Annotated in this window: 16 protein-coding genes; 5 read left to right on the plus strand and 11 right to left on the minus strand. The window is 65.7% G+C overall.

What is annotated here, in order from left to right:
• Positions 1–73 precede the first annotated feature (73 nt).
• Entirely contained in the window at positions 74–1,273 is a 1,200-nt protein-coding gene (gene sucC / locus FHT02_RS11455) for an ADP-forming succinate--CoA ligase subunit beta (protein WP_184087643.1), read from the minus strand.
• A gap of 188 nt (positions 1,274–1,461) precedes the next feature.
• Here sucC and FHT02_RS11460 point away from each other — a divergent pair, with 188 nt between their 5' ends.
• From FHT02_RS11460 to FHT02_RS11475, 4 genes are read left to right on the plus strand one after another with little or no spacing between them, the layout of a single operon-like run.
• Entirely contained in the window at positions 1,462–1,944 is a 483-nt protein-coding gene (locus FHT02_RS11460) for a hypothetical protein (protein ID WP_184087645.1), read from the plus strand.
• A 39-nt stretch (positions 1,945–1,983) separates the two neighbouring features.
• A complete protein-coding gene (locus FHT02_RS11465; RefSeq protein ID WP_184087647.1) occupies positions 1,984–2,472 on the plus strand; it encodes a sterol desaturase family protein in 489 nt (162 codons plus the stop codon).
• Between the two features lie 34 nt (positions 2,473–2,506).
• The gene (gene msrB / locus FHT02_RS11470; protein ID WP_184087649.1) at positions 2,507–2,941 is read left to right on the plus strand and encodes a peptide-methionine (R)-S-oxide reductase MsrB; all 435 of its coding nucleotides are present in this window, start codon (positions 2,507–2,509) and stop codon (positions 2,939–2,941) included.
• A gap of 42 nt (positions 2,942–2,983) precedes the next feature.
• On the plus strand, positions 2,984–5,134 hold the full coding sequence (locus FHT02_RS11475) for a transglycosylase domain-containing protein (protein WP_184087651.1): 2,151 nt from the start codon (positions 2,984–2,986) through the stop codon (positions 5,132–5,134).
• Between the two features lie 164 nt (positions 5,135–5,298).
• Here the strand turns inward: FHT02_RS11475 and FHT02_RS11480 are convergent, their stop codons facing one another.
• Genes FHT02_RS11480 through FHT02_RS11490 form a run of 3 tightly spaced genes read right to left on the minus strand, consistent with a single transcriptional unit; the run spans position 5,299 to position 6,979 of the window.
• Positions 5,299–5,967 carry a M48 family metallopeptidase gene (locus tag FHT02_RS11480; protein WP_184087653.1) on the minus strand — a complete coding sequence of 223 codons (669 nt, stop codon included), beginning with the start codon at positions 5,965–5,967 and terminating at the stop codon, positions 5,299–5,301.
• Positions 5,964–6,398, minus strand: a complete 435-nt coding sequence (locus tag FHT02_RS11485; RefSeq protein ID WP_425506434.1) for a YcgN family cysteine cluster protein — start codon at positions 6,396–6,398, stop codon at positions 5,964–5,966. The genes FHT02_RS11480 and FHT02_RS11485 overlap by 4 nt, the downstream gene beginning before the upstream one ends.
• Positions 6,395–6,979, minus strand: a complete 585-nt coding sequence (locus FHT02_RS11490) for an SCO family protein (RefSeq protein WP_246352363.1) — start codon at positions 6,977–6,979, stop codon at positions 6,395–6,397. Before FHT02_RS11490 ends, FHT02_RS11485 begins: the two co-directional genes overlap by 4 nt.
• 72 nt (positions 6,980–7,051) lie before the next feature.
• On the opposite strand from FHT02_RS11490, the gene FHT02_RS11495 reads away from it, so the two are divergent.
• Complete coding sequence (locus tag FHT02_RS11495) at positions 7,052–7,657, plus strand: ankyrin repeat domain-containing protein (RefSeq protein ID WP_184087659.1); 606 nt, start codon at positions 7,052–7,054, stop codon at positions 7,655–7,657.
• Between the two features lie 44 nt (positions 7,658–7,701).
• Here the strand turns inward: FHT02_RS11495 and FHT02_RS11500 are convergent, their stop codons facing one another.
• The 7 genes from FHT02_RS11500 to dnaQ all read right to left on the minus strand — a co-directional run bounded on the left by FHT02_RS11500 (position 7,702) and on the right by dnaQ (position 11,666).
• Positions 7,702–8,199: an MmcB family DNA repair protein gene (locus tag FHT02_RS11500; protein WP_184087661.1), complete on the minus strand. Its 498-nt coding sequence runs from the start codon at positions 8,197–8,199 to the stop codon at positions 7,702–7,704.
• Positions 8,200–8,246: 47 nt separating this feature from the next.
• Positions 8,247–8,891, minus strand: coding sequence for a cell wall hydrolase (locus FHT02_RS11505; RefSeq protein ID WP_184087663.1), 645 nt, complete (start codon positions 8,889–8,891; stop codon positions 8,247–8,249).
• A gap of 160 nt (positions 8,892–9,051) precedes the next feature.
• Positions 9,052–9,387, minus strand: coding sequence for a DUF1491 family protein (locus FHT02_RS11510; RefSeq protein WP_184087665.1), 336 nt, complete (start codon positions 9,385–9,387; stop codon positions 9,052–9,054).
• Positions 9,384–9,845 (minus strand): hotdog fold thioesterase, encoded by a 462-nt coding sequence (locus FHT02_RS11515; RefSeq protein WP_184087667.1) that lies wholly within the window; start codon positions 9,843–9,845, stop codon positions 9,384–9,386. The genes FHT02_RS11510 and FHT02_RS11515 overlap by 4 nt, the downstream gene beginning before the upstream one ends.
• Positions 9,832–10,299: a PTS sugar transporter subunit IIA gene (locus FHT02_RS11520; protein WP_184087669.1), complete on the minus strand. Its 468-nt coding sequence runs from the start codon at positions 10,297–10,299 to the stop codon at positions 9,832–9,834. The genes FHT02_RS11515 and FHT02_RS11520 overlap by 14 nt, the downstream gene beginning before the upstream one ends.
• A 40-nt stretch (positions 10,300–10,339) precedes the next feature.
• A complete protein-coding gene (gene hpf / locus FHT02_RS11525; RefSeq protein ID WP_184087671.1) occupies positions 10,340–10,924 on the minus strand; it encodes a ribosome hibernation-promoting factor, HPF/YfiA family in 585 nt (194 codons plus the stop codon).
• 52 nt (positions 10,925–10,976) lie between these two features.
• Positions 10,977–11,666, minus strand: coding sequence for a DNA polymerase III subunit epsilon (gene dnaQ / locus FHT02_RS11530; protein ID WP_184087673.1), 690 nt, complete (start codon positions 11,664–11,666; stop codon positions 10,977–10,979).
• Positions 11,667–11,670 lie beyond the last annotated feature (4 nt).

The following is an 11,670-nucleotide window of genomic DNA, read 5'->3' on the forward strand; positions in this document are numbered from 1 at the left end:
GCCGCTCGCTAAAACCGTTAAAGAGAAAAGGGGCGCGGAGCCTTTCGGTTCCCGCGCCCCCGGTAGGATCGGATCAGGCGGCCTTCTGGACCTCTGCGACGATCTTCTTGGCCGCGTCGCCCAGGTCGTTCGCGGGAACGATGGCAAGGCCGGAATTGGCGAGGATGTCCTTGCCCTGCTGGACGTTGGTGCCCTCGAGGCGGACGACCAGCGGCACCGACAGGTTCACTTCCTTGGCGGCGGCGACAATGCCTTCGGCAATGATGTCGCAGCGCATGATGCCGCCGAAGATGTTGACCAGGATGCCCTTCACGTTGGGATCACCCAGGATGATCTTGAACGCCGCGGTCACCTTTTCGGTGGTGGCGCCGCCGCCCACGTCAAGGAAGTTGGCCGGGAACATGCCATTGAGCTTGATGATGTCCATCGTCGCCATCGCGAGGCCGGCGCCGTTGACCATGCAGCCGATGTCGCCGTCGAGCTTGATATAGGCGAGGTCGTACTTCGACGCTTCCAGCTCGGCGGGATCTTCCTCGGTCTCATCGCGCAGCTCGGCAATGTCCTTGTGGCGGAACATGGCGTTGCCGTCGAAGCCGACCTTGGCGTCGAGGACCAGCAGATTGCCCTGCTCGGTCAGCGCGAGCGGGTTGACTTCGATCTGTTCGGCGTCGGTTTCCAGAAACGCCTTGTACAGCGACGACGCGACCTTGGTCGCCTGCTTGGCGAGGTCGCCGGTCAGGCCGAGCGCGCCGGCGACGGCGCGGCCATGGTGCGGCTGGAAGCCGGTCGCGGGATCGACGGCGAAGGTGTGGATCTTTTCCGGAGTCGAATGCGCGACTTCCTCGATGTCCATGCCGCCTTCGGTGGAGACGACGAAGGCGACACGGCCAGTGGCGCGGTCGACCAGGAGGGCGAGGTAGAATTCCTTGGCGATGTCGGCACCGTCGGTGATGTACAGGCGGTTCACCTGCTTGCCGGCGTCGCCGGTTTGGATCGTCACCAGCGTGTTGCCGAGCATGTCGGTGGCGTGGGCGCGCACTTCATCGAGAGTGAAGGCGAGGCGGACGCCACCCTTCGCTTCGGGGCTCAGCTCCTTGAACTTGCCCTTGCCGCGGCCGCCGGCATGGATCTGCGACTTCACGACATAAAGCGGCCCGGGGAGCTGCTTGGCGGCCTCGACGGCCTCTTCGACCGTGAACGCGGCATGGCCAGCAGCGATCGGCGCACCGAACTTTGCGAGCAGTTCCTTGGCCTGATATTCGTGGATGTTCATGGGAGCACGCCCCTTCATCATTGGCGAAACGGGAAAAACTGCCTTTGCCCAAAGCACACTAGCTGAGAGGAATCCACCCCTATTCGCCCCAAGCGCGGATGCGAATTAGTTGCAATAAATGGGCTCCCCTGCGATCATGAGGTAGCAGGAGGCTTCGCGTTCTTTAGCCGCGACGCTATAGCGCTTTCATGCTGACCCCTCTCGCCGTGCTGGCGCTCATCGCCGCCGACCCTGCGCACGCGGCGCTGACCGGCCTTGCCGGCTGCTGGGAAGCGCCGGGCGCCGTGATGGGAAAGCCGGTGCGGACGCGGGTGCGCGGCAGCTGGCGACTCGGCGAGCGCTACCTGATGCTGGAGATGCACGGCCTCGATCCCGGCGATCCCTATGATGCCGCGGTGGTGATGGGCCATCATGACCAGACGAAGCTGAGCGGCTGGTGGATGGACAGCTTCGGCGCGGGATACAGCACGGCGGGCAACGGCATGGTGGAAAGTGGTGCGCTCCGGATCGACTATCGCTATCCCGAGTCCACCTACCGCAACGTTTTAACGCCGGAGGGCCAGGGCTGGCGCTGGACGATTGTCGAGCAGAAGCCCGGCACCCCGGACAAGCCGTTCGCCGCCTATACCCTGACGCGATCCCCCTGCAATGGCAGCGAAGCCACTTTCTAGGGGCATGACGCAGCGGCGCCGCGCGCCTATATCGGTGTGATGAGCCTGCTTGCCGGATTCCTGCTGTTCATCGCCACCGTCGCGGGGATGGAGGCGTTCGCTTATGGCGCGCACCGTTGGATTATGCACGGGCCTGGCTGGTTCCTGCACAAGTCTCACCACGAGCCGCGCACGGGCAATTGGGAGTTGAACGACCTGTATGCGGCCATCTTCGCAGTGCCGTCGTTCGTGCTGCTGCTGGGCGGGGTGCAACTGGACTGGTGGCCGGGCTTCGCCTGGATCGGCGCGGGGATCGCCGCTTATGGTGCGATCTATTTCGGGTTTCACGACATCATCGTCCATAAGCGCCTGCCCCACCGCTATGTCGCGCGCTCGCGCTACATGAAGCGGATCGTGCAGGCGCATCGGCTGCACCACGCGGTGCAGGGCAAGCATGGCACGGTAAGCTTCGGCTTCCTGTGGGCGCCGCGTGCGGACAGGCTCAAGCAGCAGCTCAAGTTAACCCGGGTTAAGACGAAGGCGGATTGACGCATTAGCGGGCGCAACCCACATGATTGCGCCTATGGAACAGCTGAATCTGTCCGAGTCCGAATGGCGCAAGCGCCTGACTCCCGAGCAATATCATGTCCTGCGCGAGGCGGGCACCGAGCGGCCGTTCGCGGGCCGCTACAACGACAACAAGGCCGATGGCGTTTATGCCTGCGCGGCGTGCAAGCTCGACCTGTTCGACAGCGCCGACAAATATGACTCCGGATCCGGCTGGCCGAGCTTCACCCAGCCGATCGCGCAGGACCATGTTGTCGAGCATGCCGACAACACGCATGGCATGCGCCGGATCGAGGCACGCTGCGCGCGCTGCGACGGGCATCTGGGCCATGTCTTCCCCGACGGGCCGCCGCCGACGGGCCTGCGCTATTGCATGAACTCGGTCTCGCTCGACTTCCGTTCACGCGCGGGCAACGCAAACGCGGCTAATGGCGAGGCGAACGGCTCCTGATCCTTGTGAGCCGGCGGAATAGGGCTTACTCCACCCAACCCAATGGCTGCCAAATCCCCCGCAACCCGCCGCCCTTCCTGGTGGCGCCGCCCGTCCTTCTGGAAGAAGCTCGTACTTTGGACGCTGATCAGCGGCGTCGCGGTGGGGCTGGTTGCCGTCATTGCGCTTCTGGTAGCGGTTTATACGACCCGCGCGTCGCTGCCGAGCTATGATGAGCTCAAGTCGTCGCCCAACGGGCAGATGATTCGCGTTCACGCCGCCGACGGCACCGTGCTGGTGTCACTCGGGCCGAGTTATGGCGAGTGGGTTCCGTACGACGAGATTCCGGGCGTGATGAAGGACGCGATCGTCGCGGTGGAGGACCGCCGCTTCGAAAGCCATTGGGGCGTCGATCCGCTGGGCCTCGCCCGGGCGGTGCGCGTCGCTTATCTGAAGCGTGGATCGGGCCGGCGCTTGCAGGGCGCGTCGACGATCACCCAGCAGGTGGCGCGCACGATCTTCCTGTCGAACAAGTACGACTTCGGCCGCAAGATGCGCGAAGCGGTGATCGCACTCGCGATGGAGCGCAAGTTCAGCAAGGACCAGATCCTCGAGCTGTACCTTAACAAGGTCTATTTCGGTGGCGGGGCCTATGGCATCGACGCCGCCAGCCGGAAGTTCTTTGGCCACCCGGCCAACGATCTGAGCCTGGCCGAAGCCGCCGTGGTCGCCGGGCTGGTTAAGGCGCCGTCGCATTACTCGCCGACCGCCGACGCCGAAGCCGCCGTGCAGCGCGCAAGCGTCGTGCTGAACGTCATGGCGGAAACCGGCAAAATCAGCTCCGCGCAAGCGGCCAGCGTCGATCCTCGTTCGGTGAAGCTGGCGCCGGAGCCCAGGCAGAACAGCGTTCGCTATTTCACCGACTGGGCGCTGCCCCAGCTGGAAGTGCTGATCGACGAAAGCGAAGCCCCGCTGGAAGTGTGGACCACGCTGGACCTGGGCATGCAGCGCGCCGCGGACGAGGCGATCCGCCGCAACGCGCCGCCGGGTGCGCAAGGCGCCTTGGTGAGCCTGGACCGCGACGGCGCGGTGCGCGCGATGGTGGGCGGCAAGGATTATGTGTCGTCGATCTACAACCGCGCCACGCAGGCGACGCGCCAGCCGGGATCCGCGTTCAAGCTGTTCACCTATCTCGCCGCGCTGGAAGCCGGGCACAAGGTCGACGATGTCGTGGTCGACGAGCCGGTGACGATCGCCGGGTGGAGCCCGCGCAACAGTTCGGGCCATAACAGCGGCCAGATGTCGCTGCGCACTGCTTTTGCTTATTCGATCAACACGGTGGCGGCAAAGCTGGGCCAGGAAGTGGGCTTCGGCACCGTGGCCGACATGGCCCGCCGCTTCGGCATCACCACGCCGATCAACACCCAGCCGGCAATGGTGCTGGGCACGTCCAACGTCCGCCTGCTCGACATGACTCGGGCTTATGCTTCGATTGCGAGCAAGGGAGTGGCGGTGACGCCCTATGGCATCACGCGCGTCACGGCGAACGGGCAAGTGATCTACCAGCACGAAGTGGATACCAGCCATGTGCTGGTCGCCCCCTATGTCGCCGCGCAGATGACCGACCTGCTCCAGACGGCGGTGGCCACCGGAACCGGCCGCGCCGCGCAGATCGGCCGTCCGGTGGCGGGCAAGACGGGCACGACCAGTTCTAACAAAGACGGCTGGTTCATGGGCTTTTCCAGTGGCCTCACCACCGGCGTGTGGATGGGCCGTGACGACGCCCGCGCAGTGGGCGGGCTGCAAGGCGGCACCGCGCCGGCGCGCGCCTTTGCCAGCTTCATGACCAAGGCGGTCGCCACACGCCCGGTCGAGGAGTTCGAAACCAAGGTGACACTGCCCGAGTGGCAGCTCGAGCCCGAGGACAACGCCTATTACGCCGAACCGGACAACGGCGTGTTCGTCGACCAAGACGGCAACCCGATCGAGCCGCAGGAGCAAGGGCAGGGCGCGCAGCCCGGCCAGGCGCCCGGCGAGGAGCAGGAAGACCGGATCGATGAAGATTGGATCGACCGGATGACGGGCGGGAGCCCCGCCAACCCGCAACAAGCGCCGCAGCGCGGGCCGATCCGCACCCCCGCGCCGGATATGGCGGGGCGTTCGGGCGTGGTGCCGCGCGAGCGGCCGGCAGCGCCGGTCGAAGAGGAATATTGAGGGCGTAAACCCCTGTTTTGCGAGGGCGGGAAGAGGTTTCCGAACATCGTTCCCCCACGAGGGCCGGGACCTGGCTCCGGGCTGGCTGTTTAACCGTACCGCGCCCTTGAAGCTACACCGCTACTGCGCCCCGGCCTTCGCCGGGGAACTGTTGCGGTCGGCTTCTACCGCCCCACCCAGTGCAACGACGGGCCATGGCGGCGGAGCCACAGGCGCGCTGTGTCTGGATTGCCTTCAAAGAGTTCGTCCACCAGCCGATGGAACGCCGGGGCGTGGTTCATGTGGATGCGGTGCGCCACTTCATGCGCCACCGTGTGGCGGCGGACCTCGGGCGGGGCGAGGATCAGGCGCCAGCTGTAGCGGATGGCGCCCGATGCGGTGCAACTGCCCCACCGCCCCTTCGCGTCGCCCACCGAGACGCTGCTGACTTCGACGCCCGCCCGAGCGGCATATTCGGCGGTTTCGTCGCTGAGCAGCGCCAGCGCCTGGGCGCGCAGCCAGCGTTCGATCCTGCCGGCAAGGCTTTCGAGCGGGCCGCCGCAGACCAGCCGGTCACCCTCCAGGCGCGGCGTGCGCGGGTGCGTGGCCGCCCAGGCGATCTCCACGTCGGCGCCGCAAAAGGGGATGCGCGCGCCGGGCACGAACGGGCGACCTTGCGGCAGCCTGGCCTGTTGCGCATCGATCCAGGGGCGCTGCCGCTCGGCCCAGGCGAGAGCCTTTTGCAGGGAAGCGCGGCGGGGCAGGGTCAGTCGAACGCGGCCGTCGCAGGGATCGACCGCCAGCCGCATCACCTTTGCTCGAGCGTTGCGGACAACCTCGATCGGCGGGGTCAAAGCGTGCGGTCCACCAGATGGTGCTCGAAATCGCCGGCATCGTCTTCGGAAATGGTCCAGCCGCGGGTGGATTCGCCGGCTTCATGCACGGCCTCGCGGTCGCCGCAGACCAGATAATGCCAGCCGGGCAGCGGGTCGCCCGCAGCCCGGAGACGGTAGGCGCAAGTAGAGGGCAGCCATTCGATGCCCGCGACATTGTTGTTGGTCAGCCGCACGCATTCGCTGACATAAGCATGACGATGCTTGTAGTCGCTGCACATGCCCATGCGGCGATCGAGCATGCGGCAGGCGACGTTGGTCGCCAGCAGCTCGCCGGTCTCCTCATCCTCAAGCTTGTGCACGCAGCATTTGCCGCAGCCGTCGCACAGCGCCTCCCACTGCGCGCGGTCGAGCTTCGACAGCGGCGTGTCTTCCCAAAAGCGTCCACTCACCGGACCCAATGCCTCACTTCTTGTGCGATCGCCGCGCCGCCCTTTTCGAGCGGCAGCAATGCCAGGGGTTCCCCGTTCGGACCCATTAGATAGGCAGCCGCGAAGTGATCCACCATATAGCCGCCGCTCGGGCTCGGCGGCTGTTTCTTGTAATACACCGCATAGTTTTTCGCGACCTGTGCGATCTGGTCGGGCGTGCCGGTGAGACCGACGGCGCGGGGATCGAAGTTCGCGACGAACTGCTTCACCGCGGTGGGGGTGTCACGCTCGGGATCGACGCTGATGAAGATCGGCACGACCTTTTGCACGGTGCGCGGTGCATCCTTGTCGAGGATCTTCATCGCCTGCCCGATCTTCTGCATGTCGGTGGGGCAGACATCGGGGCAATAGGTGTAACCGAAATAGACGATGCGGTACCGGCCGGTGAAATCGGTGTCGCGCACCGTCCGGCCGTTCCCGTCGGTAAGCGCGAATGGGCCGCCGACGCGTGCTCCGGCGAGAGGCGGCTGTTCGGGCGTTCCGCCGCCACAGCCGGCGAGCGGAAGACAGAAAAGGGCGAGCGGGATCAGCGACCGGGTCATGGCGCCCCACGCCATGATCTGTTAGGCACCGGCTTGCAAGAACGGGGTCCACGCAAAGGGTTGTTCCGCCACATGAAGTTCGCTTTCCGCCTCGCGGCCAGTGCCGCCCTCCTGCTCGCCGCCGCGCCGGCCACCGCGCAGCAGATGTCCGACAGCCACGAGTTTCTGGAAGCGGTGCGCAAGGGCGACGGCACCAAGGTCAACCAGTTCCTGAGCAATTCGTCGCTGCGGCTGATCAACACCAAGGACCGCGGCACCGGCGAGGGCGCGATCCACATCGTCACCAAGCGGCGCGACCAGCTGTATCTGCGCGTGCTGTTGCAGCAGGACGATGTGAACAAGAATTTGCAGGATCGCGACGGCGACACCGCGCTGCTGATCGCCGCCGATCAGGGATGGAGCGAGGGTGTATCGATCCTGCTCAAATACGGCGCTAACCCGAACACGCCGAACAGCGCCGGGCAGACACCGTTGATCCGTGCGGTGCTGTCGCACCATGAAGAGGTGGTGCGGCAATTGGTGAAGGCCAATGCCGATCCCGACCGCGCCGATTACCAAACCGGCATGAGCGCGCGCGATTATGCCAAGCGCGAGTCGCGCTATCCCGCGATCGCCAAGCTGATCGCCGATGCGCCCAAGGGCGGCGCTGCGGCTGGAGCTGCGGGGCCGAAGGGCTGAGCCATAGGCTGTTCCCCGGCCTTCGCTGGGGAACAGTGCAGCGTTCACCTTAGGGAGTCAGCGTCGGGATCCAGCATGTGGATCACGCGGCGGGCGGCCCGGCGGGCAAAGGCAAGCGTGCATTTGCGCCGGGTGGCGCTTGCCAGCGGCACGGTAGCGGCTTCGCGAAGTACCGCCGCGTCATAGCGGTCGGCGACGATCAGCCCGGCGCGGTCTGGCAGGAAAGCCTCACTGTCGAACGGGCGTAGATCGAAACCCTGCGGCACTGCCCAGAAGAAGCGGTCACAGTGCGCGAGATAGTCCTGCCACTTGCCGTCGCCCAGCAAGTCGCTGCGCGACACCTTGATCTCGACGATAACCAGATTCCCGCGCGCGTCGATCGCCATCAGATCGGCGCGGCGGCCGCCGTCCAGCGGCACTTCGCCGATCGCCACACAATCATGGCGCAGCAGCATGCGCGTGACGCCGCGGACCACATCGGCCGCGACCAAGGGCGCAGCGTCTTGCGAAACGGAAACAGCCGGGAATGAAGCGACGCTCATTCCCGGCTGTTAGAACATTCCGCGAACAGGGAAAACCCCTGGACGCGTCAGCGATAGAAGATGTGGTTGCCGATCGAAGCGACGCGCGGGCGCGCCCAGTTCGCCTTGGAATAACGCGCATGGAAGTAGAGCGCGTCCTCGGCCGGGCCGTCCCATAGATCCTTTTGCGCGACCTGGGCGATCGCAAGCGCCTGACGCCACTGCGCATTGGCAGGCGGGGTGGGGATCTTGCCACCGCGAACGAAGGAGAACTGGCCGCGCTGAGTCAGCACCGAGCAGACCGACTTGGGAAAGCGGCCCGACTGCGTGCGATTGATCAGCACCTGAGCGACGGCGAACTGGCCGGCAAGCGGTTCGCCTTTGGATTCATAATAGATGCCTACGGCGAGGCATTCGAGTTCGTCGCTGGGGTCAAGCTGCGCGTCCTGCGCGGCGACTGCTTCCGAGAGCGAGGCGAAGTCTTCGTCTTCCTGGACCGCATCCTGCGGGATCGGTTGCACGATCTCACCGCTGTTCTGGATCACAAGGGCCGCAGGCTGCGGCGTGGGAACCGACTGCGGCTCCGGGTCGTTTTGAATGGACTGAACCGGTGCTGGTGCATCCGAGATCGCGTCCAGCGTGGCAGCGTTAGCAAGCGCGCCAGCGCAGAGAGTCACAGCCGCGATCGTCGCAGCCAGTGGCGTGAACTTCATTCGTCATCTGCATTATGCGGTTGGCGTGCGGCCTGGCCCCCCCAAAACGGGCCGCCGGACAATCCCCCCGACTGCGTAACCGATCGATCTCTGACCCCGAACGGCACAACGCTATTGGAACGTGGCAATCCCTTTCCCGGTTGTGTCCGGGGAGTCAATGTTACGCCAACGTTTCAGCGGCGAACCGTTCGGCGTCTGCGATATCCAGTTCCACGACCCATAAATCTGGGTCCCCGGCACGGCGGCGCCCCCAATAGCTGGTAACAGCGGCATCATCGGGCAGATCGGCAGGCCCGGAGGGCAGCAGCGCGGGTAGCCCGTCTGGGCCGACCCCGCGTTCAAAGAAGCGCGGCTTGGCGCCCCGTTCGAGGGCAAGGACGAGGATGCCGCCCGCAGTCGCGTCGCCCCGCGCGAGGATCATCGCCGAGCCGCCCTGGGCATGGACGCGGCGGACCAGCGCGCTGACGGCCGTGCCGCTGGCAAGCCGCGCGCTCACTCGGACCGATAGCCAGGCAGCGCGGCGAGAGCGATGCGCGAGCGCATAAAGGTGCCGGTGCCGCGTGCGACTTCCTCGCCGGTGGCATCGACCAGCCGCGCCTCGGCGACAAACACGCGGCGCTGGCCGCTGACCCACCGTCCTTCCGCCACCACTGGGCCCTCGGACAAAGGCTTGGTGAGGAGCAGGTTGAACTGGGTGGTCAGCAGGAACCGGTCGGTGATCAGGCTGTTGGCGGCGTAGAAGGCCGCGTCGTCGAGCATTTTGAAATAGGTCGTGCCATGCGCCGCACCGGCAGCATGGAAAAAGCACGGATCGACTTGGAAGCGGATGCGGGCGACCCCCGGCTCGGGGATCTCCAGCGCCGATTCGAACAGTTGGTTGATCGGCGCAGCGGCATAAAGCGCCTCTAGCGCGCGGAAATGCGCCTGCGCGCCGGTGGGCTCAGGCGGCGTCACGCGCCTCGACTCCGGTCAGCAGAGCATAAAGCGCATCGGGCGAGCCCGCGCCGCGCAGCTTGGCGGCGAAATTGCGATCACGCAGGCGCCGCGAAACCGAGGCGAGCGCTTTGAGGTGCTCGGCACCCGCGCCGGTGGGCGACAGCAGCATGAAGACGAGATCGACGGGCAGATCGTCCACTGCGCCAAAATCGATCGGAGTCGCCAGACGGGCGAACACGCCGGACACCCGCGCGAGCCCGTCGAGCCGGGCATGCGGAATGGCGATTCCGCCGCCAAAGCCGGTCGATCCCAGCTTTTCGCGTTCAAGCAGCGGTTCGGTCACGTCCTGGCTGCCCAGCCCATAGGCGCGCGTCGCCGCGGCACCCAGGTGCTGGAACAGCAGTTTCTTGTTCGCGGCGCCGACGCCGGCAAGCACTGCCTCCGGCGCCAGCAGATCGCTGAGTTCAGTCATCGGTCTTCCAGTCAGACCCCCCGGTCTTCGGGGGCGACTGTTAGGCCTGTGTGCGGTTGGGCTCAACCCAGCCGATCGTGCCATCGCCGCGGCGATAGACCATGTTGTGGACCCCCGTGGCGGTGTTGCGGAACAGCAGCGCATTGGTGTGCCGCAGATCGAGCATCATCACGGCGTCCGACACCGTCGATTCCGGCACGTCGACGCGGGTTTCGGCGATGATCAGCGGCGCATCGGCGACTTCTTCTTCCTCGGCATGCTCCTGGAACAGCGTGTAGCCGGCATTGTCATAGCCATTGTCCTCGGCAATCGCATTGGCCTCGCTGGCATGCCGGTCCTTGAGGCGGCGGGTATAGCGCCGCAGCTGCTTGTCGATCCGGTCGGCGGCGCCGGCAAAGGCGCCATTCGCTTCCTGGCCACTATTGGCAGCCTTCAGCACCAGGCCCTGCGTCACGTGCATGATGATGTCGCACGTGAAACTGTCGTGCGGACCCTTGCCGAAAGTCACCTGGGACGAGATCGCGCGCGAGAAATATTTGTCGGCGATCGCCTGAAGCCGATCGGTGACCTGCGTCTGCAACGCATCGCCCGTATCGACCTGATGCCCAGAAACCCGGATTTCCATTGATAACCTCCGCTTACTTCGAAACGGGGGAGCCTTGAGCGTGGGCAGCGGTTCAGTGCGCGGCCTGAGCCCAGAGCGGCTCCTCCAGACTCTGAACAAAGGCTGCGTGGCGTTCAAGTTCCGCCGCGGGCACTGCGAAATGCCGCGCCGGGCGCACATGCACGCGAGTCGGCGCCTCCGCCGGGGTCTCCCGCATCACTGGCGTGTCGACCGCCAGGCCCAGCGTGATCTGCCGCCCGCCGGTCAACTCGACATAGACCTGCGCGAGCAGCTGGGCGTCGAGCAATGCGCCGTGCAGCTGGCGTGCGCTCAAGTCGATGCCGTAGCGCGAGCAGAGCGCGTCCAGCGTGTGCTTGGCGCCAGGATGGCGGATGCGGGCGATGCCGAGCGTGTCCACCATGCGCGTGGTGCAGACCAGGGGCCGGCCGCAGCGGTCGAGCTCGCCGTTCAGGAAACCAAAGTCGAAGGTCGCGTTGTGCGCGACAAGCGGACACTCGCCGATGAAGTCGATCAGCTCCTCGACGACATCGACGAACAGCGGCTTGTCGGAGAGGAAGCGCGCGCTCAGACCGTGGACGCGCTCAGCCTCCGCTGGCATGTCGCGCTCGGGATTGATGTAGCGGTGGAAATGGTTGCCGGTCGGCACGCGGTTGACCAGTTCGACGCAGCCGATCTCGACCAGGCGGTCGCCGCTCGGGAAGCTGAGGCCCGTGGTTTCAGTGTCAAACACGATCTCGCGCATGGCC

Origin of the sequence: Sphingomonas xinjiangensis, from assembly GCF_014199255.1 — a bacterium.
Classification (GTDB): Bacteria; Pseudomonadota; Alphaproteobacteria; order Sphingomonadales; family Sphingomonadaceae; genus Sphingomonas; species Sphingomonas xinjiangensis.

Bases quoted from the DNA above. Each gene is read 5' to 3' on its own strand.
- FHT02_RS11505 (WP_184087663.1), bottom strand. From the start codon at position 8,891: ATGAAGTTCACGCCACTGGCTGCGACGATCGCGGCTGTGACTCTCTGC.
- msrB (WP_184087649.1), top strand. From the start codon at position 2,507: ATGGAACAGCTGAATCTGTCCGAGTCCGAATGGCGCAAGCGCCTGACT.
- FHT02_RS11500 (WP_184087661.1), bottom strand. From the start codon at position 8,199: ATGAGCGTCGCTTCATTCCCGGCTGTTTCCGTTTCGCAAGACGCTGCG.
- dnaQ (WP_184087673.1), bottom strand. From the start codon at position 11,666: ATGCGCGAGATCGTGTTTGACACTGAAACCACGGGCCTCAGCTTCCCG.
- FHT02_RS11495 (WP_184087659.1), top strand. From the start codon at position 7,052: ATGAAGTTCGCTTTCCGCCTCGCGGCCAGTGCCGCCCTCCTGCTCGCC.
- hpf (WP_184087671.1), bottom strand. From the start codon at position 10,924: ATGGAAATCCGGGTTTCTGGGCATCAGGTCGATACGGGCGATGCGTTG.
- FHT02_RS11460 (WP_184087645.1), top strand. From the start codon at position 1,462: ATGCTGACCCCTCTCGCCGTGCTGGCGCTCATCGCCGCCGACCCTGCG.
- FHT02_RS11475 (WP_184087651.1), top strand. From the start codon at position 2,984: ATGGCTGCCAAATCCCCCGCAACCCGCCGCCCTTCCTGGTGGCGCCGC.
- FHT02_RS11490 (WP_246352363.1), bottom strand. From the start codon at position 6,979: ATGACCCGGTCGCTGATCCCGCTCGCCCTTTTCTGTCTTCCGCTCGCC.
- sucC (WP_184087643.1), bottom strand. From the start codon at position 1,273: ATGAACATCCACGAATATCAGGCCAAGGAACTGCTCGCAAAGTTCGGT.
- FHT02_RS11520 (WP_184087669.1), bottom strand. From the start codon at position 10,299: ATGACTGAACTCAGCGATCTGCTGGCGCCGGAGGCAGTGCTTGCCGGC.
- FHT02_RS11465 (WP_184087647.1), top strand. From the start codon at position 1,984: ATGAGCCTGCTTGCCGGATTCCTGCTGTTCATCGCCACCGTCGCGGGG.